The sequence below is a fragment of the Paraburkholderia bonniea genome (assembly GCF_009455625.1).
Classification (GTDB): domain Bacteria; phylum Pseudomonadota; class Gammaproteobacteria; order Burkholderiales; family Burkholderiaceae; genus Paraburkholderia; species Paraburkholderia bonniea.
This window is the reverse complement of the sequence record NZ_QPEQ01000001.1, coordinates 1,349,392-1,376,167: the sequence shown is the minus strand read 5'-3', so window position 1 is coordinate 1,376,167 and position 26,776 is coordinate 1,349,392. Positions and strand designations below refer to the sequence as shown.

26 protein-coding genes are annotated in these 26,776 nt (G+C 59.1%); 4 read left to right on the top strand and 22 right to left on the bottom strand.

Annotated features, from left to right (window positions below; genetic code table 11):
* Positions 1 to 16 precede the first annotated feature (16 nt).
* The 3 genes from GH656_RS06030 to ndk form a co-directional block, all read right to left on the bottom strand.
* Entirely contained in the window at positions 17 to 1,096 is a 1,080-nt protein-coding gene (locus GH656_RS06030) for a RodZ domain-containing protein (protein ID WP_153075038.1), read from the bottom strand.
* A gap of 195 nt (positions 1,097 to 1,291) precedes the next feature.
* On the bottom strand, positions 1,292 to 2,443 hold the full coding sequence (gene rlmN / locus GH656_RS06025) for a dual-specificity RNA methyltransferase RlmN (protein ID WP_153075037.1): 1,152 nt from the start codon (positions 2,441 to 2,443) through the stop codon (positions 1,292 to 1,294).
* 112 nt (positions 2,444 to 2,555) lie between these two features.
* Positions 2,556 to 2,981 carry a nucleoside-diphosphate kinase gene (gene ndk / locus GH656_RS06020; RefSeq protein ID WP_153075036.1) on the bottom strand — a complete coding sequence of 142 codons (426 nt, stop codon included), beginning with the start codon at positions 2,979 to 2,981 and terminating at the stop codon, positions 2,556 to 2,558.
* A 285-nt stretch (positions 2,982 to 3,266) separates the two neighbouring features.
* Between ndk and GH656_RS06015 the strand changes: the two genes are divergently transcribed.
* The gene (locus GH656_RS06015) at positions 3,267 to 3,965 is read left to right on the top strand and encodes a Bax inhibitor-1/YccA family protein (RefSeq protein ID WP_153075035.1); all 699 of its coding nucleotides are present in this window, start codon (positions 3,267 to 3,269) and stop codon (positions 3,963 to 3,965) included.
* Positions 3,966 to 4,077: 112 nt separating this feature from the next.
* On the opposite strand, the gene GH656_RS06010 is transcribed toward GH656_RS06015, so the two are convergent.
* The 10 genes from GH656_RS06010 to GH656_RS05965 all read right to left on the bottom strand — a co-directional run bounded on the left by GH656_RS06010 (position 4,078) and on the right by GH656_RS05965 (position 13,208).
* Positions 4,078 to 4,851: an MBL fold metallo-hydrolase gene (locus tag GH656_RS06010; protein ID WP_153075034.1), complete on the bottom strand. Its 774-nt coding sequence runs from the start codon at positions 4,849 to 4,851 to the stop codon at positions 4,078 to 4,080.
* Positions 4,852 to 4,858: 7 nt separating this feature from the next.
* Positions 4,859 to 6,001 (bottom strand): outer membrane protein assembly factor BamC, encoded by a 1,143-nt coding sequence (gene bamC, locus GH656_RS06005; protein WP_153075033.1) that lies wholly within the window; start codon positions 5,999 to 6,001, stop codon positions 4,859 to 4,861.
* A gap of 146 nt (positions 6,002 to 6,147) precedes the next feature.
* Complete coding sequence (gene dapA / locus GH656_RS06000) at positions 6,148 to 7,059, bottom strand: 4-hydroxy-tetrahydrodipicolinate synthase (protein WP_153075032.1); 912 nt, start codon at positions 7,057 to 7,059, stop codon at positions 6,148 to 6,150.
* 42 nt (positions 7,060 to 7,101) lie between these two features.
* Positions 7,102 to 7,716, bottom strand: a complete 615-nt coding sequence (locus GH656_RS05995; RefSeq protein ID WP_425495851.1) for a class I SAM-dependent methyltransferase — start codon at positions 7,714 to 7,716, stop codon at positions 7,102 to 7,104.
* Between the two features lie 29 nt (positions 7,717 to 7,745).
* On the bottom strand, positions 7,746 to 8,948 hold the full coding sequence (locus tag GH656_RS05990) for a tryptophan--tRNA ligase (RefSeq protein ID WP_153075031.1): 1,203 nt from the start codon (positions 8,946 to 8,948) through the stop codon (positions 7,746 to 7,748).
* 7 nt (positions 8,949 to 8,955) lie between these two features.
* Positions 8,956 to 9,618: a site-2 protease family protein gene (locus tag GH656_RS05985; protein ID WP_153075030.1), complete on the bottom strand. Its 663-nt coding sequence runs from the start codon at positions 9,616 to 9,618 to the stop codon at positions 8,956 to 8,958.
* 56 nt (positions 9,619 to 9,674) lie between these two features.
* A complete protein-coding gene (locus GH656_RS05980; RefSeq protein WP_153075029.1) occupies positions 9,675 to 10,310 on the bottom strand; it encodes an L-threonylcarbamoyladenylate synthase in 636 nt (211 codons plus the stop codon).
* A gap of 83 nt (positions 10,311 to 10,393) precedes the next feature.
* Positions 10,394 to 11,224 (bottom strand): 3',5'-nucleoside bisphosphate phosphatase, encoded by an 831-nt coding sequence (locus GH656_RS05975; RefSeq protein WP_153075028.1) that lies wholly within the window; start codon positions 11,222 to 11,224, stop codon positions 10,394 to 10,396.
* 103 nt (positions 11,225 to 11,327) lie between these two features.
* Positions 11,328 to 12,212, bottom strand: a complete 885-nt coding sequence (locus GH656_RS05970) for an alpha/beta fold hydrolase (RefSeq protein WP_153075027.1) — start codon at positions 12,210 to 12,212, stop codon at positions 11,328 to 11,330.
* 147 nt (positions 12,213 to 12,359) lie between these two features.
* Positions 12,360 to 13,208, bottom strand: coding sequence for a ferritin-like domain-containing protein (locus GH656_RS05965; protein ID WP_153075026.1), 849 nt, complete (start codon positions 13,206 to 13,208; stop codon positions 12,360 to 12,362).
* 202 nt (positions 13,209 to 13,410) lie between these two features.
* Here GH656_RS05965 and GH656_RS05960 point away from each other — a divergent pair, with 202 nt between their 5' ends.
* The 3 genes from GH656_RS05960 (at position 13,411) to GH656_RS05950 (ending at position 15,517) form a co-directional block, all read left to right on the top strand.
* Positions 13,411 to 13,935 (top strand): gamma carbonic anhydrase family protein, encoded by a 525-nt coding sequence (locus GH656_RS05960; RefSeq protein WP_153075025.1) that lies wholly within the window; start codon positions 13,411 to 13,413, stop codon positions 13,933 to 13,935.
* 100 nt (positions 13,936 to 14,035) lie between these two features.
* The gene (hslO, locus tag GH656_RS05955) at positions 14,036 to 14,986 is read left to right on the top strand and encodes an Hsp33 family molecular chaperone HslO (protein ID WP_153075024.1); all 951 of its coding nucleotides are present in this window, start codon (positions 14,036 to 14,038) and stop codon (positions 14,984 to 14,986) included.
* 114 nt (positions 14,987 to 15,100) lie between these two features.
* Entirely contained in the window at positions 15,101 to 15,517 is a 417-nt protein-coding gene (locus GH656_RS05950; RefSeq protein ID WP_246184214.1) for a hypothetical protein, read from the top strand.
* Between the two features lie 89 nt (positions 15,518 to 15,606).
* Here GH656_RS05950 and ftsB read toward each other — a convergent pair whose 3' ends face one another.
* From ftsB to GH656_RS05905, 9 genes are all read right to left on the bottom strand, one after another.
* Complete coding sequence (ftsB, locus tag GH656_RS05945; RefSeq protein WP_153075023.1) at positions 15,607 to 16,041, bottom strand: cell division protein FtsB; 435 nt, start codon at positions 16,039 to 16,041, stop codon at positions 15,607 to 15,609.
* An 88-nt stretch (positions 16,042 to 16,129) separates the two neighbouring features.
* Positions 16,130 to 17,413 carry a phosphopyruvate hydratase gene (eno, locus tag GH656_RS05940; protein ID WP_153075022.1) on the bottom strand — a complete coding sequence of 428 codons (1,284 nt, stop codon included), beginning with the start codon at positions 17,411 to 17,413 and terminating at the stop codon, positions 16,130 to 16,132.
* 115 nt (positions 17,414 to 17,528) lie between these two features.
* Complete coding sequence (kdsA, locus tag GH656_RS05935; RefSeq protein WP_153075021.1) at positions 17,529 to 18,383, bottom strand: 3-deoxy-8-phosphooctulonate synthase; 855 nt, start codon at positions 18,381 to 18,383, stop codon at positions 17,529 to 17,531.
* Positions 18,380 to 20,041: a CTP synthase gene (gene pyrG, locus GH656_RS05930; protein WP_153075020.1), complete on the bottom strand. Its 1,662-nt coding sequence runs from the start codon at positions 20,039 to 20,041 to the stop codon at positions 18,380 to 18,382. Before pyrG ends, kdsA begins: the two co-directional genes overlap by 4 nt.
* Positions 20,042 to 20,281: 240 nt before the next feature.
* Positions 20,282 to 21,082, bottom strand: coding sequence for an alpha/beta fold hydrolase (locus tag GH656_RS05925; protein WP_153075019.1), 801 nt, complete (start codon positions 21,080 to 21,082; stop codon positions 20,282 to 20,284).
* An 87-nt stretch (positions 21,083 to 21,169) separates the two neighbouring features.
* On the bottom strand, positions 21,170 to 23,683 hold the full coding sequence (locus GH656_RS05920; protein WP_153075018.1) for a DNA internalization-related competence protein ComEC/Rec2: 2,514 nt from the start codon (positions 23,681 to 23,683) through the stop codon (positions 21,170 to 21,172).
* A gap of 112 nt (positions 23,684 to 23,795) precedes the next feature.
* Entirely contained in the window at positions 23,796 to 24,584 is a 789-nt protein-coding gene (locus GH656_RS05915) for a TatD family hydrolase (protein ID WP_153075017.1), read from the bottom strand.
* Between the two features lie 70 nt (positions 24,585 to 24,654).
* Positions 24,655 to 25,404, bottom strand: coding sequence for a lipoprotein-releasing ABC transporter ATP-binding protein LolD (gene lolD / locus GH656_RS05910; RefSeq protein WP_153075016.1), 750 nt, complete (start codon positions 25,402 to 25,404; stop codon positions 24,655 to 24,657).
* Entirely contained in the window at positions 25,397 to 26,653 is a 1,257-nt protein-coding gene (locus tag GH656_RS05905) for a lipoprotein-releasing ABC transporter permease subunit (RefSeq protein ID WP_153075015.1), read from the bottom strand. Before GH656_RS05905 ends, lolD begins: the two co-directional genes overlap by 8 nt.
* Between the last annotated feature and the right edge of the window lie 123 nt (positions 26,654 to 26,776).

Here is a 26,776-nt window from a genome sequence, read left to right as displayed (position 1 = left end):
ACCATGCCCCTGGCTGCTAAGGCAGCGCAAAACGCGCCACATTGCCCTTCGCTGCCGAATATTTAGCCGGATCAACAGGCTGTCCATCGAAGGATATCGACTCAAGCCCTGCACTATTTCCTACCGTAATGCGAAAGGGTGCAGTGCCAGTGACTTCTTTTGCCTCTCCTGCCCGTACAAGGCCCGAGAACAGCTCCCGGCCATCTTGCTGACGCACACTGAACCAGCTGTCTTGCGTCACACGCATGGATACGATGGCTTCACCCACCTTGGTAACATCTGCGCCCTTATCGGCAAAATCCGCCATCGGAATACTCGCCGCACCCATAACCGCAGCAGACGACGGCAGCGCTGGCGCAGCTAACGGAGCCGAGGAGGCCGAAACAGGCTGAGCAGCATCTGTAGATGCGGCTAAAGGCACACCGGGTACACTGCCCACCGAACTTGCCCCAGCAGAAGCCACGTCAGCCGCGGAACCCGGCGTCGCTGCAACGACAGCAGAATTTGGCGCAGGCACAGAAGCCGAAGCGGCATCTGTATCGTGGGCAGCTCCATTTGCGCTCGCCTTGAAACGCGTCAACCATGCCGAAGAGTCACCGCCGTTGGTATGCCATACCGCCAGCGCGATCATCGCAACGAATATGGCGGCTATCCCCCACAGCCAGGAGCGATGACGCGGTGCCCCACCTAGCGACAACGCCATCCGGCCGCGTGGCAAGTCTTTACCTGAGGATGCGGGCATCGACAAATCAGGCTCAGGAACACCGTATTCACGACGCAAGGCTTGGGTGAAAGGTGTCGGATCTGCACCGAGCATCTTGGCATAACCACGGACTACACCAAGTGCAAAGGTCGTATCCGGGAGATGGCTGATATCGCCAGCTTCCAGCGCTCGCAGCTTCACTGCTGCAACTTTCAGCCGGGCCGAAACATCATCAATCGACCAGCCTTTTGCCTCTCGCAGCTCGGTTAGCCGGGAGCCGACCGCCAACAGCGAACCCAGCTCGCCAAATGACGCGCCAGAATGGCCTGTAGCCGATGTCAGTTGGTCTTCATTAGCGCTAGTGCCGTCATGCGGCGGCCGCGATTCACTCATCCCAGATCCTTTCACGTCGATTTTTTAGGTCAGCGACTCACCTGGAAACTTTATCCAGATCAGAATCGCAGGCCATTTATGACAAAATTTACAGCGACCTATGCCGCCACTGAGCGCTGCCGCACTCGCTCTTCTAAAACCACACAACCATTCAGCATGCCTGAAAAATAGCCAGCCAAATAGTTGCGTTGAATTTTATGCTTGATGCACTTCAATGACTCTCGCACCTTTGGCGCTACGCTGTGCAAGACGTGTGCGATCCTGGACCGCACCGGCCAACTGGCCGCAAGCTGCATCAATATCATCACCGCGAGTTTTACGTATCGTTGTGACAACGCCCGCTTCCAGCAGCACTTGGGCAAAACGGCGAATCTGGTCTGACCGGGAACGAAGGAGCCCGGATTCGGGAAACGGATTAAACGGAATCAAATTGAACTTGCACGGCACATCACGTGTAAGTGCCAGAAGTTCGCGTGCCTGGGCTTCACTATCGTTAACGCCATCCAGCATGCAATATTCAAACGTAATGAAATCGCGTGGCGCAACTTTTAGATAACGCAGGCAGGCGGCCATCAACTCCCGCAACGGGTATTTTTTATTCAGGGGGACCAGCATGTCGCGCAACGAATCAGTCGGCGCGTGCAACGATACCGCGAGCGCCACTGGCAAATCAGCACCCAGCCGGTCCATCATTGGCACTACGCCAGATGTGGACAATGTGACGCGCCGGCGGGACAACCCGTAGGCATAGTCGTCGAGCATGAGCCGCATCGCGGGCACCACGGCATCATAGTTAAGCAACGGCTCCCCCATACCCATCATCACCACGTTGGTAATAACGCGTTCGCCCTTACCTTCACCGCCATTGGCCCGACCGCCTGCAGCGCCAGAAGACGCGCGCAATGCGAATTCGGCCATCCGCAGTTGGCCGATGATTTCACCTGTGGTCAGATTACGAGAAAACCCTTGTTTGCCAGTTGAACAAAAACGGCAATTGACTGCACACCCGGCCTGCGACGACACGCACAACGTGCCACGCGTTTCTTCGGGGATAAATACGGTTTCGACGGCATTGCTGTTGCCGACATCGATCAGCCACTTTCGTGTGCCGTCGGTAGAAAGATGATCGCTAACGATATCGGGCATCGTGATCGTGGCACGGCCCTTGAGCTTTTCGCGCAATGACTTGGCCAGATCGGTCATGCCATCGAAATCGGCAGCGTTGTACTGGTGAATCCAGCGCTGCAATTGCCGGGCGCGAAACGGCTTCTCGCCAAGGCTGCCGCAATAAGCGACTAGCCCTGCGGCATCGAGATCAAGAAGGTTGACGGTTGAACTGCTCGCCATAGTGAATCCTGCCGTTTCAGTACGAAATTGCGCTCATGCAACAAGCTACATGAACGCAAGTACCGTCCGCGCCCGCTCCTGCTGCTACTTATGCAACGATACCGCGCGAAGCTCAACGCGAGTAAACGTTAACTTCGGGGAAGAAAAATGCGATTTCGGCGCGAGCTGTTTCTGCCGCGTCGGAGCCGTGCACCGCGTTTGCATCGATGCTGTCAGCGAAGTCAGCACGAATCGTACCCTTGTCAGCTTTCTTTGGGTCTGTTGCACCCATCAGATCACGGTTTTTCAGAATTGCGTTTTCGCCCTCAAGCGCCTGGATCATCACCGGGCCCGAAATCATGAATTCGACCAGATCTTTAAAAAACGGGCGCGCTGCATGCACCGCATAGAATTTTTCAGCATCCGCACGCGACAAATGAACCATACGCGCAGCAATAACCTTCAGTCCTGCATTTTCAAAACGGCTGTAAATCTGGCCAATCACGTTCTTGGCTACTGCGTCCGGCTTGATAATCGACAGGGTGCGTTCAATCGCCATAAAAACTCCAGAAAATTAAGAAGTTACAGATACAAATGAATCCGCTATTGTAGCATGTTCCGAGGTATGATTGCGATTGAACCCTTACTACAATGAAAGCAACCATACACGTATCGTGGCTTTCCAGGCTTGCTGAGGGCTCAGGCGGCTGAAGGCTATTGAACGTCCCAGCTGCGGACCTATCTTACGAGTTCAGGGGCTAAGGGATGTCGGACCTGTTCTGGCATTACCCCTATAACCACTGCGAACCACTGCGCAACATTGCGTTTGATGCAAGGAGAAACGATGAACGACCATCCCTACAACTTCGGCCGCGGCGGCGCTGTCAGCACGGCCTCTACTCGCAACCGCGTGTTACGCAACACGTACTGGCTGCTCGCGCTGTCGATGGTACCCACCGTGCTTGGTGCATGGATCGGCGTCGCCACCGGCTTCTCACTGTTCGCCGCCACCAGTCCGGCAATGAGCCTGCTGGCTTTTCTTGCTATTGCGTTCGGCTTTATGTTCGCCATTCAGAAGACCAAAGACAGTGCAGTAGGCGTTTTCGTCTTGCTAGGTTTCACGTTCTTCATGGGCTTGATGCTGTCGCGCCTGCTCAGCTTCGTTTTAGGTTTCTCAAACGGTTCATCGCTAATCATGATGGCCTTCGGCGGCACCGGCATCATCTTTGCGTCAATGGCCACTATCGCCACGGTCAGCAAACGCGATTTTTCCGGAATGGGCAAATGGCTTTTCATGGGCGTGATCGTACTGATTCTGGCCTCGGTCGCCAATATTTTCCTGAAGCTGCCCGCGCTGATGCTTACCGTTTCGGTTCTCGCCATCGTGATCTTCTCGGCTTACATGCTGTATGACGTGCAGCGGGTCGTGAACGGCGGAGAAACCAATTACATCAGTGCCACCCTGGCTATTTACCTCGATGTATATAACGTGTTCGTTAATCTGCTGTCGTTACTCAGCATTTTTGGCGGCAACCGAAATTAGCTTTCACGTATTGGGTGATTTTCATCACCCTCCAGCAAAAAGCCCCATTTTTCATGGGGCTTTTTGCTGGCCCAGCGCTTGCCGGCCGGGGGATCTGGGTAGATCTAAAAACTCAGAGACTCAGCCAGTCGAAACCACCTGCCTGTGAGGCCACCACGATCTCAGTAGCAGCCACACCCAGCACAGCGGCCATCGCCGCCTGCGCCAACTCTGGCGAATTATTTTGCTGGCTCAGATGAGCAGCAATCAGGTAACGCAAACGCGACCGGTCAAGTGACGCGAGAATATCGGCTGCAGCCTGATTGTTCAAATGCCCATGAATGCCGCCAATGCGGGCTTTCAACGATTGTGGGTAGCGGCTCGCCGCCAGCATCTGGGTGTCGTGATTGCACTCAAGCACCAACGCGTCGCAACCGCTCAGCACTGTCGTGATATGCGCCGTGGCCATCCCGACATCTGTCAGCACACCCAGACGACTGGCACCATCGGACAAAACAAACTGCAACGGCTCACGAGCATCGTGGGGAACGGTGTAAGGCAAAATAGCGAAATCGCCAACCGCGACCTCTGCATCACCCCACAACACGTTTAAACCTGCATCAAGGTTATCGGCACCCACAGCACATGCCGTACCCCAGCTCATATACAGCGGAATCGACCGTTTGCGCGCGAGAGTCAGTGCGCTGCCAACGTGATCGCTGTGCTCATGGGTAATCAGAATTGCGTCAATTTCATCGACGCAGGTTCCCAGTCGCATCAGACGCCGCTCGATCTCTTTCGCTGAAAACCCGCAGTCAAGCAGCACGCGCGTCGTAGTCGTGCCGCTTTGTTTTTCGATAAGCAAGGCATTGCCTTCGCTCCCGCTTCCCAAACTGGCGAAACGCATCACGCGCCTAGTTCAGTTGCGCTTGCAACAACGACACAATGCGCTGCGCTTGCGGCGACGTATCCACCTGACCGTTCGTGTTAATCACCGCAACCTGCGTCGATGATGCATCTTTCGAGCGCACGCTTACCAGAAACTCCTGGCCCGGCTTCTTTGCGCTGGTGTTGCTATAGAACAGCTTGCCAAACAAACCATCGCGCTTGAGCTCCTGCATCGAATCGGCATAACGGACGTAGTAAATCCCCTTAGCGCGATCCCGGTTATCCACCGCAAAATTGGTGCGATCAAGAGCCAGCCCAACGCGCAACCACGCACGGTCAAATGATTCCTGCAAATCAAGCGTCGTTGCACCTGCCGCGTTGTCCACCTGCACAGGTGCCGTTGCCGGACGAGCCTCGGTAAGCAACTGCTTGGCCTGCGCATCGGTCAGGCCAAATTTCTGCATCAGTTTGGCGAGAAACGCACCTTCCAGTGCTGGGTCTCGTGGGCGCTCAACCCAGCGCGACGAAGTTTGATCCTGCCCTGTCAGCATTTCTTCCATGGCGCTGTGAGTGATCGAAATATCTGTCGATCCACCACTCGTGTCGCGCGAAACCAGTGTGCGAAAACGGTCACGAGTACCCGACGAATACACGATATCGACCACTTTCCCCAGCGTCCGGCGGAACCAGTCATCGGGGATATTGGCCCGGTTCTCAGCCCAGTCGGTCGTCATGATGCCCGTGGCAGGCGCATCTGTTTTCAGTGAAAAACCCGCGTCTTCCCAGAACTCTTTAAGTTGCGGCCACAACTGCTCCGGTGTGCGTCCGTCAACCACCAGCCAGCGACGATCACCATCACGCTCGATATGCATGCCATATGGGTCTCGTGCCGTCGGCACGCCTTCAGTGGCATTGCCCGCAGCTGTGACGACACGCTGCGGCGTGCCACCGAGCGCGGCATTCACAGGCGGTGCCACATAACGCTGGTCAATCTGCGCGGCGGTCAAATCACTCGGCACCGCCAGAGACGGTGCGCTAGCCGTGGCCTTGTAATTGACACGATCAGAGGCAAACCAGTCGTTCAGCGACTCGCAGCCGGCTAGCGTAGACAAGGCCAGCGCCAGCGCCGCCATGCGAGTTGCGTGGAGGGAAAATGCAGAACGTTTCATGTGGGCCTTCGTAAAGCTGGAACGCAGTGCCCCGTTCAATGCAAGGAACGTGGGCAAAATCGACGTCGGTTAAAAGAGTGCGAGGCAGAAATACAAGGCAAAGCGCGGGACGAGCCGCTAACCCGCCCCGTAATAAGCCATTATCTTCAGCCCAGCAAACCGGCTTCGCGCAATGCGCCACGCACCACTTCGTGATAGCGGGCATCGAGCGGTGTCAGCGGCAAACGGATGCCGCCCTGGATGCGGCCAAGCTGCTGCAGCGCCCATTTAGCAGGAATCGGATTGGATTCAATAAACAGATGTTTATGCAACGACAAGAGTTTCATGTGGCTGTCGCGAGCCCGCTTCACATCGCCAGCAAGCGCTGCCGCGCACAACTCGCTCATCGCGCGTGGTGCCACATTGGCTGTGACGGAGATATTGCCGTGCCCCCCTAGCAGCATAAGTGCTATCGCCGTTGGGTCATCACCGCTATAGATGCTGAAGTTTGCCGGTGCGGCCTTGATCAGATGTGCCGCACGGTCGATGTTGCCTGTCGCTTCCTTGACACCGATCACGCCCGGCACCTGGGCCAGACGCAAGATCGTTTCATTCGCCATGTCCGCAACAGTACGGCCAGGAACGTTATACAGAATGACGGGGAGATCGACGGTCTCGGCAATCTTCGTAAAGTGCCGATAGATGCCTTCTTGCGTAGGCTTGTTGTAGTAAGGCACGACTTGCAGCGTGGCGTTGGCACCTACACGCCGGGCTTGCTCGGTCAGCTCAATGGCCTCGGTGGTGGAGTTGCCGCCCGAGCCAGCAATAACCGGGATCCGCCCCGCCGCATGCTCGACTGCGGTTTTGACCATCAGCACATGCTCTTCGACCGAGAGCGTCGCGGATTCACCGCTTGTACCGACGACCACCAGAGCGTTTGTGCCCTCTTCGATATGCCAGTCAATCAGCTTGCGAAATGCAGGCAGATCAAGACTGCCATCTTCCAGCATCGGCGTGACGATCGCCGGGATGCTGCCACGAATCTGAAGGCCGCCGTTGCTATAAATGCCGTTAGTCATGAAACGCCATGGGTGTATTCGATAAAACGCGATTGTAGCGGATTAGCCAGCCAAATCGTAACGTGGCACGGTCGCTGCCGGCATCGCCGCGGCATCAGGCTGCAACTGCGGCCGGACCGCGCAAATGCGCTGAACATATGCAGGACGCGGCGCGGCGGTAAAACCATCCTCAAACGCAATCACCCGTAAATCGCCACGCACCACCTCAAGCAACTCGCCAGGAGCAAGCAGAAACGCCGGCCGGGATGGCTTGCCTACCGTCTCGTTGCCCTGGGCAAAGGTTTCGTAGATCAACACGCCGCCGGGTGCCAGCGCATGCAAAATCGACGGAAACAGAGGGCGATGCAGGTAATGAGTAACCACCACGGCAGCAAATTTTGCCTCTGGCGGCAGCGGCCATGCGGCCTGCTCAAGGTCAACCACCCGGGTTTCGATACGCTCGCCCCGGGCGCTTTCCAGCGCGGTGGCATCACGGTCAAGCGCCACGACAGGATGGCCTCGTGCCGCAAACCAGTGCGCGTGCCTGCCTGCACCTGAGGCCAGATCCAGCACCGGCCGGCCAGCCGCTACCAGATGCGTCCAGCGCTGCACCCAGCCGGATGGAGCCGCTGAGGCAGACAGGGCAAGAACGGGAGGTTCATCGGGCGAAATGGTCACGAGGCGATCCCGTTCGAGGTAGCCGTGTTTCAGCTATACGAGAGGCCCATCGCCTCACGTACATCGCGCATCGTTTCGATGGCAAAACGCCGCGCCTTGTCACAACCATCTGCGGCAATCGCACGCAGCAGCGTAGGGTCATCCATGTACTTTTGCGCGCGCTCAAGCATCGGTTGCTGCTCACGCAAAATGCCATCGATCACCGGCTGCTTGCATTCCAGGCAGCCAATGCCCGCTGAACGGCAGCCTTTTTGCACCCACTCATGCGTGGTTTCGTCGGTGTAGGCCTGATGCAGTTGCCACACCGGACATTTGTCCGGGTCGCCCGGATCCGTGCGCCGCACTCGGGCCGGATCAGTCGGCATCGTGCGGACTTTTTTCGCAATCGTTTCAGCGTCTTCACGCAAGCCGATGGTATTGCCATACGACTTCGACATTTTCTGGCCGTCCAGTCCGGGCATGCGCGAGGCTTCGGTCAACAGCGCCTGGGGTTCGGCCAGGATGATTTTGCGTGAGCCTTCGAGATAGCCAAACAGACGCTCACGGTCATTCATTGACAGGCTTTGCGACTCCTGCAACATCGCACGGGCCTGCTCCAGCGCTTCGTCATCGCCTTCCTGCTGATAAGCGACGCGCAGCTCGTGGTACAGCTTCGAGCGCTTGCCGCCGAGTTTTTTCGCGGCTTCAAGCGCCTTCTCTTCGAAGCCAGGTTCACGGCCATACAGATGATTAAAGCGCCGGGCGATTTCCCGGGTCATTTCGACATGGGGCACCTGATCGTCGCCCACTGGCACCAACGACGCGCGGTACAGCAAGATATCGGCGGCCATCAGCACCGGATAGCCGAGAAAACCGTAAGTCGACAAATCTTTATCCCGCAGTTTTTCGATCTGCTCCTTGTAGGTCGGTACACGTTCGAGCCAGCCAAGCGGCGTGCTCATGCCCAGCAGCAACGCCAACTCCGCATGCTCGGGTACGCGGCTCTGGATGAATAAAGTCGCCTGGGCCGGATCAATGCCTGCTGCCAGCCAGTCAGTCAGCACATCCCACACATTTTTTTCAATGACTTCGGGTGTTTCGTAATGCGTCGTCAGCGCATGCCAGTCGACCACGCAAAAAAAACAGGGATATTCGGATTGCAACCGCACCCAGTTTTTCAGCACGCCATGATAGTGGCCAAGATGCAGCGACCCGGTGGGCCGCATGCCGGAGAAAATACGGTCTGGGAACATGATTGAATTAAAAAAGCGAAACGAGAGGAGTCAGCACAGCCGTCACCACGGTATAGCCAAAATCGACTAGCGGGCGCAGCCAGTAAGTGGTCAGCATTCCAGTCAGCACCAGCGCCATCACAATGAAAAAGCCATAAGGCTCGATGCGCGACAGCGCAATCGACTGGCGCGGCGGCAGTAGCGCCATCAGCACGCGGCCACCATCAAGTGGTGGCAGCGGAAACAGGTTCAGTACGCCAAGCACCAGATTCACACCGACACCAGCCGCAGCCATGCGCGTCAGGAAGGGCTCGTCAATGCCAATGATGGCCAGCGCAACGCCACCAACACCCCACAGCAGCGCCTGGACAAAATTGCACAATGGCCCGGCAAGCGCGACCCAGAGGCTGCCCCAGCGCGGATTGCGCAAATTGCCAAACGCCACCGGAACCGGTTTGGCATAACCAAACATAAAGGCCCCGCTGGTGGCGAAATACAGCACTAGCGGAATAAAAATCGTGCCCAGCGGATCAATATGGCGCATCGGATTAAGTGACACACGCCCGAGTACATAGGCCGTGTTATCACCCAGCATGCGTGCGACGTAACCGTGTGCCGCTTCGTGCAACGTGATGGCGAAAATCACCGGCAACGCATATACCGCAATGGTCTGTATCAGGGAAGAATCCATAACTCGTGATTGTAACAACGCGATTGCGTGCGTCTGTCCGCTTTCAGGTATTCCAGCTAGGCTGGTTGCTCCAGTCCAAAGGGGGCGAGGCTGCCACGCCCCGCTCTCACCAGTACGGGTTCGGCCCCCGTCAGATCAATCACCGTGGAAGGCTCGCGCGGGCACGCGCCGCCGTCGATCACCAGATCAATTTGTTTTTCGAGACGCTCGCGGATTTCTTCGGGGTCGTTGAGCGGCATGTCTTCACCCGGCATGATGAGCGTCGAGCCGAGCAGCGGTTGTCCTAGCGCCTCAAGAAGCGCGAGCGTAATCGCATGATCCGGGACGCGCAAGCCAATCGTCTTGCGTGACGGGTGAGACAGGCGGCGTGGCACTTCTTTGGTTGCCTGCAAGACAAAAACATAGGGGCCAGGCGTCACCGAGCGAATCAAGCGGTACTGGCGGTTGTCCACCGTGGCGAAGCTGGCAAGCTCAGACAGGTCGCGCACCAGCAACGACAGCAACTGACGCTCATCCAGGCCGCGAATGCGCCGGAGACGCTCTACCGCGCTTTTGTCATCGAGGTGGCATGCCAGCGCGTAACTGGAATCGGTTGGCAACGCGACAATCCCGCCATCGTTGATGATTTGTGCGGCCTGCTTGATCAGGCGTGGCTGGGGATCGTCGGGATGAAGCCGAAAAAATTGGGACATGGAGATGTTTTTATTGGAATGATTGCAGCGCGATGCCGCCAGATAAATTGCGAGGCATCAGCAGCGCCACAGCGCCTGATGCCTCACAGCCAGCGATTCCACACGGGAGTAAGCGATGAAGGTAGCGGCGGCAGGCTGCCAAGATCGACACGCCCTTCCTCCACCGCATGAAAATCAGAACCGCGCGACGCTTCGAAACCAAAACGCTTGGCCACTTCGGCGTATTCACGATACTGATCGGGAGTGTGGCTGCCCGTGATGACCTCAATGGCTTTGCCGCCAAGATCAATGAATTCGCCAAACAGCGCGTCGAATTCGACAGGTGTGTACGCATAGCGGCCAGGATGGGCAATGACTGCTTCGCCGCCAGCGGCCTGAATCCAGTGCACGGCATCAGCCAGTTTGGCCCAACGGTGAGTCACATTGCCCGGCTTGCCGTCACCGAGATAGCGCGAAAACACCTCCTGAGCGGAGGCGGCGTAACCCCGCTCCACCAGGTCGCGCGCAAAATGCGTGCGCGAAATCATGTCGGGATTTGACACGTAACGCAGCGCACCCTCATAGGCGTCCGGAATGCCCAGCGCGGCCAGCCGCTCGCCAATTGCCTCGGCCCGGGCAGCGCGGCCGTTGCGCGTGCGGGCGAGGCCGTCGATCAGCGTGCTGCACTCGGGATCAATATTCAGCCCAACGATATGGACCGTCCGGGATGCCCAGGTGACTGAAATTTCGACGCCACCGAGATAACGCATGCCAAGGTCCTCGGCTGCCTGACGTGCTTGCGCCTGGCCGCGCACTTCATCGTGATCAGTCAGCGCCCAAAGCGTCACGCCACCCGCATGCGCGCGGCGCGCCACGTCAGCAGGAGCCAGTTGGCCGTCGGAAATCGTGGAATGGCAATGCAGATCAGCGTTCATCACAGCTTCAGAAAAAATTAGCGGCCATTTTACTGCAATGCAGTATCGGAGCCCGGCTGTATTCCAGGCCAGATAGTTGCAGATGAATCAAACGGCCAGCAAGTTACCGGCAAAATGCTTCGATCAAAGCAGCAACCTGCTCTGGCTGGTCGTGATGGACCATATGGCCAGCGTCTTCGATGAGTGCTTCGCGCCAGTCTGGAAATGCCGCAAAACGCGCCTTGAACTCGGGCAGCGGGATCGTCCCCGCTAGCTCGCTCAGGGTGGGTGATGCGAGCGCTTCAATATGCAGCACCGGAGCCTCGACCTGCGCCCAGACGGCCATCACCTCATCCAGGCGATACAGCATCGGGCTGCGCAGCTTGTGAGCTGGATCGGCCAATAGCATCCAGCGCCCTGCATCATCCGGCTTCGACCAGTGCTGCGCAAGAAAATCTGCGCGTTGCGGATCAAGGCGGGGATTGGTACGTATCAGACGGGCCGCAACCTCATCCAGTGAGGCATAGCGCTTCAACACTGGTGGCTCGCGCATGTCATCCAGCCAGTTTTTCAGGCGGTGTGGGGCCTGCTCTGCCCGTGCCGGTGCCAGCCCGAACCCTTCCAGATCCACCACCCGCCGCACCCGCTCAGGCCGCGCACCCGCGTACAGGCACACGACATTCGCGCCCATGCTATGCCCCACCAGATTCACCGCACCGTTGGGCGCGTAATGATCAAGCAGCGCATCGAGGTCCGAAAGATACTCATGAAACCAGTAATGCCCACCGCCCTGCGCCGCCACCGGCCAGTCTGACAGGCCAAAGCCGCGCGCATCTGGCGCAATGACCTGCCAGTCGTCCGCCAGCGCATCGACCACAAACTGAAACGACGCGGCGACATCCATCCAGCCATGCAGCATGAATAACGCTGGAGCGTCAGGATCGCCCCAGCGCCGCACATGCAGGCGTGTCCCTCGGACAAACACAAAATCAGACTGGGAAAGATTCATCGACCTGCCTCACAAAAAAAGAATGGTCGTTCGATTATATCGAGACAGCATCAAATGGCCTCATGCACAACCTCATACGCAACCCCATCCGGGCAGCGCGGCTGAGCCGGGTAATACGGGGGCCACGTTCACGCTGGATCAGCGCCATCAGTCAGTCTGGCGGTCGAGACCAGCGAGCGCCGCCAGTTCGATCTCATCGAAACCGGCCTCGCGGCGCGCGTCGAAATTAAAGGGACCACGCAGTTTTGGCGCACGGTATTGCTCAGCCAGGCGCAGATAGGTGTCATGGGGCTTCAGCCCGTTTTGTTCGCACAGGTACCTGAACCAGTGGTTACCGATCAGGACATGGCCAATTTCGTCACGCAAGATCACCTCGAGAATGGCAGCCGATGCCTGGTCGCCTGCCTGCTGCAACCTTGCTCGAATGGGGGGTGCCGCATCCAGTCCACGCGCCTCCAGGGTTCGGGGCACCAGCGCCATACGAGCGAGCACATCGCTCTGGGTGCGCTCGCACATGTCCCACAAGCCGTTGTGCGCGGGAAATTCGCCGTAGTGGTAACCCAGTTCCGCCAGCCGGGCGGCGAGCAGCGAGAAGTGATGCGCTTCTTCAGCCGCCACCTTGAGCCAGTCGTTATAAAACGCTGCTGGCATGCCGGAAAAGCGCCAGACCGCGTCGAGCGCGAGATTGATCGCGTTGAATTCAATATGCGCTAACGCATGGAGCAGCACGGCCCGCCCGGCTGGCGACTGCATGCTGCGCCGTCCAAGGCCACGTGGATCAACCAGCTCAGGCTGTAGCGGACGGCCCGGCAGCGTCTGGCGTGCCTCAAGCCGCTGTTCAGGCACACATTGCGTCACGCCCTGGATCACATCGGCGTGTAATTGACGGGTGGCCTGCGCTTTAAGCGCCGGATCGCGCTCGCACAAAAGCGTCAGCGCCTGTTCACGTGCATCAGACAGCGCCGGAGAAAAAACCGTGGCATCAAAAGAGTTCATAAAAATGTGAAGGCAGCACCGCCAGGCCTGCATGAAAACCGAAAGCAAAGATGCAGCGCCAGGCCATGGCACGAGATCCACCCCAAGCCCTGGCGCTGCACGCGAACCGTCTACAATACGCGATTCGACTGGCTGCGCGTGCATCGCGCAGCCGCGGCGCTCTGGCTTGAGCGGGAGCGCCAATCAGGGCAAAGGAGCCACCGTGGCAATTTATAAACTCGGCGACACTGCGCCGGTTATTCACGAAAGCGTATTTGTTGCCGATACCGCAACCATCATCGGCCAGGTCACCCTCGAAGAAAACGCCAGCGTCTGGTTCGGCGCAGCGCTTCGGGGCGATAACGAACCCATTCGGGTGGGTATCGGCAGCAATATCCAGGAAGGTGCCGTTTTACATACCGATCCGGGCAGCCCACTCACCATCGAAGCGAATGTCACCGTTGGCCATCAGGCCACGCTGCACGGTTGCCTCATCCGCGAAGGCGCGCTTATCGGAATTCAGGCCATCATCTTGAATGGCGCGGTAATCGGCCGCAATTGTCTGGTTGGTGCCGGCGCGGTGGTCACGGAAGGCAAAGTATTTCCCGATAACTCGCTGATCCTGGGCGCGCCCGCCAAAGTGGTGCGCGAGCTGACCGCAGAAGACATCGCCAGCATCCACCGCAATACCGCCAACTATGTCGAGCGGCGGCAGTATTTCAAGGCTCAGCTCGTACGCATCGGCTAGGTGACGTGCTGGTCTCACCTGTGCTTCACCTGTGCTTCACGAATGCCTCACGATGAGCACACGGCCTCAGCATTATTTGAATTTGACCCAAGGAAAAGTTGTGAGCGACCAGTTGCAAAAATTCATGTTCAGTACGGCACCAGTGCGCGGTGAGATCGTTTCGCTGCGTGACACCTGGCAGGAAGTCTTGGCCCGGCGCGATTATCCGGCACCCGTGCGCGCGTTGCTTGGCGAAATGATGGCGGCGTGCGCGCTGCTGTCAGCCAATCTGAAGTTCGATGGCACGCTCATCATGCAGATTTTCGGCGATGGCCCGGTCCGAATGCTGGTCGTGCAGTGCAACACCGACTTGTCGTTACGGGCCACGGCAAAGTTCTCCGACGACGTAGCCAGCAACGCGATTCCCGCTAGTGCGACGCTAGCTGAGCTGGTAAATGCAGAGGGCCAGGGCCGCTGTGTCATCACGCTTGATCCAAGCGACCGCCAGAACGGCCAGCAGCCTTATCAGGGCATCGTGCCGCTGTCAGGGGTCGATGGGCCACTGCAATCCATGGCCGAAGTGCTGGAGCATTACATGCGCCACTCTGAACAGCTCGACACACGCCTGTGGCTTGCTGCCAATACCGAACGCGCGGTTGGCGTGCTGTTACAAAAGCTGCCAGGCGACGGCGGGATTGTCCCGCATCCAGGCGAGCTCGATGCCGATACCTGGAATCGCGTCTGCACCCTCGGTGGCACCTTGTCTCAAGATGAGCTTTTGCAGGAAGCGCCTGAAACGCTATTCAAACGCCTGTTCTGGCAAGAAAACGTGCAGCACTTCGAACCTGCGTCAGCACGCTTTGAATGCAGCTGCTCCAGGGAAAAAGTCGGCGCAATGCTGAAAATGCTGGGCCGCGAAGAAGTGGACAGTGTGGTGGAAGAGCGTGGCCATGTCGAAATTCACTGCGAATTCTGCAACCAGCGTTATGAATTCGATCCGGTCGATATCGCGCAACTTTTTGTCGCCGGATTGCCTGGCAGCATCACCTTACCGGCTGAGCAGCGGCACTAACGTTCACGTGACAGGCAGCCCACGGGCTGCCTGTCACTGCAGCTAAGCCACACGTTCCAACACTGACATCGCCGCACGCTTGCTTTTTGTCGCAAGCGGCCGATAGAGGTCAACATGAAAACACGCACTCATTCCCAGATTGATTCTTTTTCTTTCACTCGCCTGAACCGGACAGCCATTGCGCTGCCCTTTTTACTGGGCGGCCTGGCACTGCTCTCCGGCTGCGTCACCCCGCCTGGGCCCGCGCCGATTTACAGCCGCCTGCCCGCCGATCAATCAGGCTTGCCAGATGGCGTGCGGCCATTGACCGAGCAAGAGCGCCAGCGCTATGACGAAATCGACAAGCAGGTGCTAAAGGAACAAAACCAGGTCATGGCCGCTGAAGCGGCAGCACGTGCCTGGGCCCGTTATTACTCGCCCCCGACGACAAACGTCTACTACGGCAGCTATTACGGTGGCGGTTGGGGAGGACGAGGCTGGGGTTGGGGCACCGGGTTTGGTTATGGTTATGCACCCGGCTGGGGATGGTAAAGCGCACCGCAGCGCACCCGCTTGAACAATCACTGAACACGCGCGGCAATCTGACTGAAGCAAACCGAAGCAAACCGAAGCAGCTCGAATCAGCCCGCGTGTTTTGCTTTGGCTTCTTTTTTTACCGCGCGCTTTTTTTCTGCCCTGACGGCGCGGGATTCCGGATTGGGTACGACCCGCACAGGCTCCGCCGACACCTGCCCCCGCGTTGAGGTGGACGACATCAAGGCAGCCGGAACCGGCGCTGAAGTAGCCGGTGACACAAACTGTACGAACACCTCGCTGTCTTTGATCATCCCCATTTCGTAACGGGCGCGCTCCTCAACAGCCGCAGTGCCATTTTGCAAATCGCGCACTTCACCTTCAACACGTTCGTTGCGAACCTTGGCTTCTGCATTTTTCTTTTGCTGAAGCACCATTTGCTGCTGCAGGTCGTGCACCCGCAACCAGCCGCCATGCCCCCACCAAAGTGGGTACTGGATCAGCACCAGCAACACGCTTAGAACAACGGTGACAAGCCTCATGAATTCAGTGCGAATAATGCGCACCGCCCTGCGCTATACGCAGGGCGGTGGTCTGTGAAGTATCGGCGGAGAAAAACCGGATCAAGGCTCAGCGCAAATTGTAGAACGCCGACTTGCCCGGATAGCTGGCGATATCGCCCAGATCCTCTTCGATACGCAGCAACTGGTTGTATTTCGAAATGCGGTCGCTACGCGAAAGCGAACCCGTTTTAATCTGCCCGGCATTCAGGCCCACTGCAATATCAGCAATGGTTGAATCTTCGGTCTCGCCCGAACGATGGGAAATCACGGCGGTATAACCTGCCCGCTTGGCCATTTCGATCGCTGCGAAGGTTTCGGTAAGCGTGCCGATTTGATTGATCTTGATCAGAATCGAATTCGCAATGCCTTTGTCGATGCCTTCTTTCAGAATGCGCGTGTTGGTCACGAAAAGGTCGTCGCCCACTAGCTGAACCTTTTTACCGAGCCGCTCAGTCAGCAATTTCCAGCCGTCCCAGTCACTTTCGTGCATGCCGTCTTCGATCGAGACAATTGGGAATTTATCGGCCAGCGCAGCCAGGTAATCGGTGAATTCGGCCGATGACAATTGCAGACCTTCGCCCGCCAGTTGATATTTGCCGTCGTGATAAAACTCGCTAGCGGCGCAATCGAGCGCTAGCAGCACGTCATCACCCACGCGATAACCGGCCTTTTCAATCGCCTGCAAGATGGTCGACAGACATTCATCGTTGCTGCCGAAGTTTGGTGCGAAGCCGCCTTCGTCACCCACCGCCGTGCTCATGCCACGGTCACTCAGAATGCTCCTGAGCGCATGAAACACTTCCGCGCCACAGCGCAGCGCTTCACGAAATGTCGGCTGGCTAACCGGCACGATCATGAATTCCTGGATGTCCAGACTGTTGTTCGCGTGCGCGCCGCCGTTCACGATGTTCATCATCGGAACCGGCAGTTGCATCGCACCCGAGCCGCCAAAATAGCGATACAGCGGCAAGCCTGCTTCTTCAGCCGCTGCTTTGGCTACCGCCATCGACACGGCCAGCATCGCATTGGCACCAAGGCGCGATTTGTTGTCCGTGCCATCCAGTTCCAGCAATGTCTTGTCGAGAAACGCCTGCTCTGACGCGTCCAGACCCATGATCGCTTCAGAAATTTCAGTATTAATGTGCTCCACGGCTTTCAGAACGCCCTTGCCGCCGTAACGGCCCGCTTCTCCGTCACGCAGCTCAATGGCTTCGCGTGAGCCGGTCGATGCACCGGACGGAACCGCTGCACGGCCCATCGTTCCGGACTCGAGCAAGACGTCGCATTCGACTGTCGGGTTGCCTCGAGAATCGAGAATCTCGCGGCCGATGATATCTACGATTGCACTCATGATTTCCTCAGGAAATGACGTTAAATTCGTCCGGCGCAGGTTCAGTCCGCATCACGCATATGCATGCCGTCCGGCATGCGGCTTGCTGGCAGATGCCACGCCAGACCGGGTCGAATCAGTTGAAATTGTTTTCGAGAAACGGCATGCGCTTGACTGCCTGATCCAGTGTCACCAGGGTTTCGAGCAGCTCAGCCATGCGTTGCAGTGGCACCGCGTTGGGCCCATCAGATTTGGCTCGCGCCGGATCTGGGTGCGTTTCCATGAAAATACCGGCGATACCCGTGGCAATGGCTGCTCGCGCGAGAACCGGCACAAATTCGCGTTGCCCGCCAGAGCTCGTACCCTGCCCGCCTGGTAACTGCACCGAATGCGTCGCGTCGAACACCACCGGCGCACCGGTTTCGCGCATGATCGCCAGCGAGCGCATATCCGACACAAGGTTGTTATAGCCAAACGACACACCGCGCTCACACGCCATAAAGCGGTCATCTGACAGACCGGCTTCACGGGCCGCTTCACGGGCTTTGTCGATCACATTCACCATGTCGTGCGGCGCGAGAAACTGGCCTTTCTTGATGTTGACCGGTTTGCCCGAACGGGCGCATGCATGAATGAAATCGGTTTGACGGCACAGGAAGGCCGGCGTTTGCAACACATCCACGACAGCCGCCACCGGCTCAATCTCGTGCTCGCTGTGAACATCGGTAAGCACCGGCAAGCCAAGCTGGCGTTTGACTTCTGACAGAATCCGCAGCCCCTCATCCATCCCAAGGCCGCGAAATGACTTGCCGCTACTGCGATTGGCTTTGTCATAAGACGACTTGTAAATAAACGGGATATTCAGCTTCGCGCAGATTTCCTTCAGCTTGCCCGCTGTGTCGATGGTCATCTGTTCAGATTCGACGACACAGGTGCCTGCGATCAGGAAAAACGGATGGTCGAGGCCTGCTTCGAAATGGCACAGCTTCATGCTTTTTCTCCAGCCCGCGCTTGATGACAGACCAGCGCCGCTTCAACAAATGACTTGAACAGCGGGTGCCCGTCGCGCGGCGTGGAAGTAAATTCCGGGTGGAACTGCACCCCAACAAACCACGGGTGCATGCTGCGCGGCAGCTCCATCATTTCAGGCAAATCTTCGCTTGGCGTGCGGGCGCTGATGACCAGCCCACCCGCCTCAAGTTGCGGCACAAAACGGTTATTCACCTCGTAACGATGCCGATGGCGCTCGTTCACGTCCTTGCCATAAATCTCTTCAGCCAGCGTGCCGGGCTTAACCGGGCAACGTTGCGAGCCAAGCCGCATCGTGCCGCCCAGATCGGATTCTTCGGTGCGCTTTTCAACCCGGCCTTCACGGTCATACCACTCGGTAATCAGTGCAACCACACGGTTTGGTGTAACGGGATCGAATTCGGTGCTGTTGGCCCCGGCCAGCGCAACCACACCGCGGGCAAACTCGATCACGGCCAGCTGCATCCCAAGGCAAATCCCCAAATACGGCAGCCGCGCTTCACGCGCGTAACGAATGGCAGCGATCTTGCCTTCGGTGCCGCGACGGCCAAAGCCACCCGGCACGAGAATCGCATCCAGATGATGGAGGCACTCCACACCATTGGCTTCGATTTCTTCTGAGTCGATGTATTCGATGTTGACTTTGGTCGCGGTATGGATCGACGCGTGGCGCAGCGCTTCGATCAGCGACTTGTATGACTCGGTCAGGTCGACATACTTGCCAACCATGCCGATCGTGACTTCGTGCTGGGGATGTTCGAGCTTTTCAACCAGATCCGCCCACATCGACAGGTCAGCGGGCTTGGGCGACAGCTTGAGTTCTTCGCAGATAATTGCGTCCAGCCCCTGGTCGTGCAGCATCTGTGGAATCTTGTAGATGCTGTCCACGTCCCACACGGAAATCACCGCGTCTTCCGGGACGTTCGAGAACAGGGAGATTTTCTGACATTCGTCATCGGGAATACGGCGATCCGCACGGCATAGCAGCACATGCGGCGAAATACCGATTTCGCGCAGCTTTTGCACACTGTGTTGCGTTGGTTTGGTTTTCAGCTCGCCTGCCGTGGCGATGAACGGCACCAGTGTCAAATGCACGAAGCACGCGCTGTTGCGGCCCATGCGCAGGCTCATCTGGCGCGCTGCTTCGAGAAACGGCAGTGATTCGATATCGCCTACCGTGCCACCGACTTCGACAATTGCCACATCAGGGTCGCCACAAGTGGCGGATGCAGCACCGCGTTCGATAAACGCCTGGATCTCGTTAGTGATGTGCGGGATGACCTGCACCGTCTTGCCCAGATAATCGCCACGGCGCTCCTTGCGGATGACCGATTCGTAAATCTGGCCCGTGGTGAAATTATTGGCCTTGCGCATCTTGGTGCTAATGAAGCGCTCATAGTGGCCAAGGTCAAGATCGGTTTCTGCGCCATCTTCCGTCACGAATACTTCACCATGCTGAAACGGGCTCATCGTGCCGGGATCAACGTTGATGTAGGGATCAAGCTTGAGGAGAGTGACTTTGAGACCGCGCGATTCGAGGATCGCGGCGAGGGAGGCGGCAGCAATACCCTTACCGAGGGAAGAAACTACGCCGCCGGTGACGAAAACATATTTGGTCATCGCTGGATGCTCGCAGGAAAAACGGATTATACCGTAAAGCCATCGCCCAACCCAGCCCCAAAAGATGAATCCAGACGCATCCGCACAAGGCTTTGCAACGCACTGCCAAATTAACTCGCGCGCAACCTGGCTGCGTTGCCAGCCGGACGGATTAACCCGTTTCAGCCCGAACCAGCCATCAGCGCAGCCCGCATCTGGCCAGCCGCACGGCACCCGCTCATGCGCAACTCATTGCGTCACTCACGCCCCACTCAGCGCATGCAGCATACGCTGCACGGCCCGTACCGTTTCAAGAGGTTTTTCCATCGGAAACAGATGACTGCCTTCGATCCATTCGAGGTGGCCAGCCGTCGCCCGCGCGCTGGCCTCAAGGCCCACTTGCCGCACTTCTCTCGATTGCGTTCCAGCAATCAGTCCAACCGGCACCGGCACTCCGTGCACCAGCCGTGCCCCAAGGGTGTGAGGCAAGGTCTTGTAGATCAGATATTCGGTGCGGCGGTCAAAAGCCAGCGCGCGAGCGCCGTCTGGTGCGACCTGGGGAATGCCGAAGTCGATGTAGTCAGAAAGCACGCGCTCATCCCAGCGGGCAAACGCAGGCTTGGCGTAAAAATGACGCCAGGCTTCATCACGGCTAGACCATTGTGTCCGGCGCTTGCGGGTCGCTGCTGCAGGCGAAAGCCGCTCATCGAGGCCAGTCCATTGCGACACGCGCAGCAAGCTGCTGCGCCAGCCTGCGATCACGGGCGAATCCAGCATCACCACGCCTTTCACCCAGTGTGGCTTGCGTAACGCCGCCATCAGCGACAGATACCCCCCCAGCGAATGCCCAACCAGCCATACCGGCCGGTCATAAGTGCGCTCGATATCGCCCAATAGCTGATCGACCAGATGCGGCCAGTCACGTGTCACGGGAAAGCGGGCGTCATGGCCAATCCGTTCGATAAAGCGCAGATCGTAGTGATCGGCCAGCTCAGCGAAAAGCGTCCGGTAGGTGGACGCCGGAAAGCCATTCGCGTGCGAGAAATGAAGGATGTCTTTCAAGTGCAGCAGTCTCCGTTGAACCTTTGCACCAGCCAGGTGTGGGCCATCAGGCAGTGTGCAGCATGTGGCCTATGACATGCCGCGCGCCTACCGGCCCATCCAGTAACGCTGGTGCGTGGTGCGATAGCGTTCGAGTGCAAGGCCTTCACGCGTCACGTCGATGCGGACGGCACCGTCTTCATCGCTGCGCGTGAGCTCGATTTGCCGGGCCTGGTAGCGAGCCCAGACAAACGGATGCGGATGACGAAAACGGTTGCGGTAGCCTACCTGAAATACCGCAATCGACGGCCCAATCGCATCGAGGAAAGGCTCAGTCGACGAAGTCTTGCTGCCATGGTGTGGCACCAGCAGCACTTGCGCCTGCAATGCGTGTGGCTCGCGCGCCAGCAAACCACGTTCGCCAGGCGCTTCGAGATCGCCCGTCAGCAAGGCGGCGTTGCCGGGTGTCTGCGCTGTGCTGGCGGTACTGATCCGCAGCACACAGCTATGCGCGTTCGGCCGGCCAGACAACGGCCCAGGGTCGGGCCAGAGCATGGCGAATTCAACCCCATCCCACTGCCAGCGCTGTCCTGCCGCGCACGGCACAGTCTGTGCGCCGCGCTGGCGAGCACGGGCCCAAAGCGGATTGCGCGGGACTAAAGCAGCCAGCAATTGCCGCACGCGGATGTTATCGAGCACTGCAGGCGCGCCGCCCGCATGATCGGAATCCGCGTGACTGATAACCAGTGCATCGAGCGCATACGTCCCGCGTGCCTGCAAAAACGGCACCACGATGCGCTCCCCGGCATGGGTCGATTCAGGTCCGGGACCAGCATCGAACAGAAGGGTGTGGCGGGCAGTTTCAACCAGAATGGCCGAGCCTTGGCCAATATCGAGTGCGGTGAGCCGGAACGCGCCAGCGGGTGGCACGGGATTCACCGGAAAAAGCAGCGGCAGCCAGGTCAGGGGCGCGGCCCAGCGCAATGGCCAGCCGCGTGGTGCAAGGCACCAGAGCACCCCCACTCCGGCTGCTGCCAGCGCCCATCCATCGGGCTGCGGCAAACGCCACAGCGTCCAGGCGGGCTGGGCCACTAGCTGCAACGCCTGCATCAGCCATTCAAGCAATCCATGCGCGGCACGCCAGGCCAGTGCGTCAAGCGGTGCAGGAAGGATCACTCCGAGCAGCACCAGCGGCGTCACCAGCACGCTCACCCACGGAATGGCAAACGCATTGGCCGCAAGGCCAAGCAGTGGCACCTGTGAGAACCAGACGATGGTGAGCGGTGCCAGCGCCACGGTCACCGCCAGTTGCACCTGGAAGCCGCTACGCAGATTCGTCTGCAGCCGCTGCCAGGCGTCACGCCAGAACGCCCATGCTGTGTGCACGCGGTTAGCACTCGCCTCACCCGTGGCCGATGAATCGGCATGCATTTCAGTCTCGGGGGCGTATTCCGCTCGCGGCACAAGCTCACGTGGACGGCCAGACAGCGCCAGCAAAATCGCCGCAACCGCACCAAACGAGAGCCAGAAACCCGCCGTCACCACGGCCCATGGATCAATCAGCAAAACCAGCCCCAGGGCCCATGCCAGCACAACCGACAGCGCCATCTGACGGCCACTGAGCAACGCCAGTGCAGCGACGCCAAGCATCCAGAGCGCACGCTGCGCTGGCACGTTGAAGCCGGCCAGCGCAGCGTGAGCGGCAGCGAACAGCACCCCTGCCAGCACCATCACGCTCGATGTCGGCCAAAGCAGCGGCGCGGATTTGCCACCAAAGACCCATCGCCGCCACAAGCTCCCCGCCAGCCAGCCGGCCCAAGCTGCGGCGAGGCCAATATGCATGCCGGAAATCGCCACCAGATGGCTGGTGCCCGTGGTGCGCAGCAATTGCCAATCCGCCTCGCGGATGCCGTCTTGCGCACCGATGGCAAGCGCCGTGACGATCCCGCGATGAGGTGCGTCGTCGAGCACCGTGTTGATCCGGTGACGCAGCGCGGCGCGCCAGCGGTTCACCCATGCGCTCAGGCCTTGGGCCGTTCCTGGCAAACGAACCGCAGCGGCTGGCGCGCTGACATATCCCCGCGCCCGGATGTCGCGCGCTAGCCATCCGGCTTCGGCATCGCGCACACCAAAGTTGGCGTTGCCGTGGGGCCGTTTGAGACGCACCGGCAAACGCCAGCGTGCCCCTGGATCGAGCTGGGGCAGCGGTGCATCGCGCGCTATCCACGACAACTGGATCGTGTGGGGAAACCCGGCGAGCGGCGGCTGGGTGGCTTCGACTTCGAACAGGAAACGGGCACCCATGGCGTCGTGGATAGGCAAGCCGCGTATCGCTCCGCTCACCTCGACTGGCCGTCCTTCAAAGTCCAGCGGCAGGCTTAGCGCAAGACGTTCGTGGGCGCGCCAGGCGGCATAGCCAAAACCAACGCCCGCCGCAGCGCACCACACGGCACACCAGCCGCTACGCCTGCGCCAGCCGTGCCCCCTCAAGCCCCACACAGCACAACCCGCCAGCGCGTTAATCAGGAGAAACAGCCCGACGCCACCAAGCCAGCCCGGCAACTTCGTCTGCTGCTGCAGCAGCACGACACCCAACGCAAAACCACCCCACACTGCCCGCATCCGCCCTCCATCCGGCCTCGCCACCGGGGGCATCACGACACGGCGCAAAGCTCGCACAGCTCGCGCGGGACGTGTTGCGTCCGGCACGCACTCACTCCACTCAAGCGGTTGATTATGCGGACGAAAGCGCCAGTCGCGGCAGCGCGGCAAGCGCGTTAGCCGATGTGCCGAGGGCGAGTGTCATAGGGTCGAGGTTGCGCAGTTGCGCAAGGCACGCGCCGATAGCAGGAACTTGATCGGGCGTATTGCGTTGGCGGTACAGCCAGGCAGGGGAGATATCAGGTGCGTCCGTCTCGATGACCAGCGCATCAAGTGGCAGTTGCAGCGCCAGCCGGCGAATTTGCCGCGCCCGTTCGAACGTCAGGTTGCCACCAAAACCCAGATGCAAGCCCTGGTCGAGATAGCCCTGGGCTTGCTGAAAACTGCCATTGAACGCGTGCGCGATGCCGCGCTGCACCTGATGCTGGCGCAACCCTTTGAGCACCTGGTCCTGGGATTTGCGCACATGGCAAATCACGGGCAGATCGAAACGGCCGGCCAGCGCCAGTTGCGCCTGATAGAAAAACTGCTGACGCGCGTCGTCTAGCCCCAGCACGAAATAATCCAGACCGATCTCACCAATCCCGACAAAACGCGGATCAGTCAGGCTAGCTTCGATTTCGTGCCGCAGAACGTCGAGGTCAGCGTCTTGCGCCTGAGGGGTAAACAACGGGTGGATGCCAAGAGCGTAGACCGCGCCACGGGTGCGGTGCGCCAGCGCCCTGACCTGGGCGAAATTACTACGCGCCACTGCCGGAATCACGATGCGGCTCACGCCTGCCGCATAGGCGGCATCAGCCACGGCATCACGGTCCAAATCGAATTCGGCGGCATCCAGATGACAGTGCGTATCAATCCACATGCGCGCCCTTTTCTCTTTTCTCGCTTCTCGTTTGTACGAATGCTCGTGGCGGAATGAATTACAGCGTGAATTACAGCGGAACCGGCGTTTCTTCGACCAGCACGCCATCACGCAAGCGCATGATGCGGTCGCAACGCGCAGCCAGATCCGGATCGTGCGTGACGATGACGAAACTCGTATTCAGCGTCTCGGACAGTTCGAGCATCAGGCTGAACACACCGTCGGCAGTGCCGCCATCCAGGTTGCCGGTGGGCTCGTCAGCCAGCACGCAGGCGGGTTTCGTGACCAGCGCACGCGCGACCGCCACACGCTGCCGCTCGCCGCCAGACAGCTCGCCCGGACGGTGCTTCGCCCGCGCTGCGAGGCCGACCCGCTCCAGCATCGCCAGCGCTTCCCGGCGCGCGGCATCCGTGCTCAGGCGGCGGATGCGCAGTGGCATCGCCACGTTATCGAGCGCGGAAAACTCCGGCAGCAAATGATGAAACTGATACACAAAACCTAGCGCGCGGTTGCGCAAGTCATTGCGCTCGCGCTCGGAGAGTTTCGTGAAGGGCTTGCCCATCACGGAAACCTGTCCGGCGCTCGGGTCATCGAGGCCACCCAGCACGTGCAGCAGCGTGCTCTTGCCCGAGCCCGACGCACCCACGATGGCGAGCTTTTCGCCCCGGCGTACCGCCAGTTGCGTGTTGTGCAGCACCTGCACATTCAGGCCGCCCTGGACAAAGGCCTTCGAGATGCCGGTGGCTTCGAGGACATACGAGTACGACGAGGAGCTTGCATCAGAGTCAGACATGGTCAGGTCAGAAGAACGGTCATTCATAGCGCAGCGCCTCGGCAGGACGGACCCTGGCAGCGCGCCAGCTTGGGTAGAGCGTCGCCAGCGACGACAGCACAAAGGCAATCAGGCCAATCCGCAACACGTCGCCCGGGACCAGTTCGGAAGGCAGCTCGCTGATGAAATACACCGAGGGCGGCAAGAACTGCACGCTAAACAGATGCTCGATGAACGGCACCAGCCATGGAATGCTCCACGCCACCAGGCAGCCCAGCGCGACGCCTGTCGCCGTCCCGGCAAAACCGATCGTCACGCCCTGCACCACGAAAATCTTCATGATTGAGCCGGGCTGCGCCCCAAGCGTGCGCAAGATCGCAATATCGGCTTGCTTGTTGGTCACTGTCATCACCAGCGACGACACCAGGTTAAACGCCGCCACCGCAATGATCAGCGTGAGGATGATGAACATCATGCGTTTTTCGATCTGCACAGCGGAGAACCAGGTTTTGTTCTGCTGGGTCCAGTCGCGGATATACAGGTCGCCGGAAAGCGTGCGCGCCAGTTGATGGGCGACTTCCGGGGCGCGCTGCATATCCTTGAGCCGTAGCCGCACGCCGGTCGGCGCGGGCAGGCGAAACAGCGCTTCGGCGTCGCGGATATTGATCAGCGCCAGCGTGCTGTCGTATTCGTAATGGCCCGATTCGAAAATGCCCGCCACGGTGAACTGTTTCAGACGCGGCAGCATGCCTGCAGGTGTGATCGAGCCTTCGGGCGCGACCAGTGTGAGCTTGTCGCCCCGGCGCACGCCAAGATTGGCCGCCAGATCCGCGCCCAGCACGATGCCAAAAGCACCCGGCACGAGATCCGTCAGTTGCCCGCCACCCTTCATTTCCCGGCTGACGTCCGACACCTGAGGTTCAAGCGATGGCTCCACGCCACGCAGCGCCACGCCACTCACCGCGCCCTGGCGGGTCAGCAGCGCCTGGGCTTCGACATACGGTGCCGCGCCCAGAACCGATGGATTTTGCCGCGCTTCGTTCGCGGTGATCTGCCAGTCCGGCATTGAACCTGTGGGAGAAAACACTTCGACGTGCGCCAGCACGGAAAGCATCCGGTCACGCACTTCTTTCTGAAAACCGTTCATCACGGACAACACCACAATCAGCGCGGCCACGCCGAGAGCGATGCCCGCCATCGAAACCAGCGCAATGAATGAGATAAAGCCGTTGCCAGTCGTGCGTTTTCCGGCGCGTGTGTAGCGCCAGCCAATCTGCCATTCGTAGGGAAATTTCAAGCGATCCTCTGTCTTTCTGCGGTTTGCGGCGAAGGCTCGGCACGGCGGCTTTGTGTTGGGAAAACCTGGGCCCGTTGATGGCCCAGCGATGACCCCGCCGCCAGTCGAGCGCGAAGTTTGCCA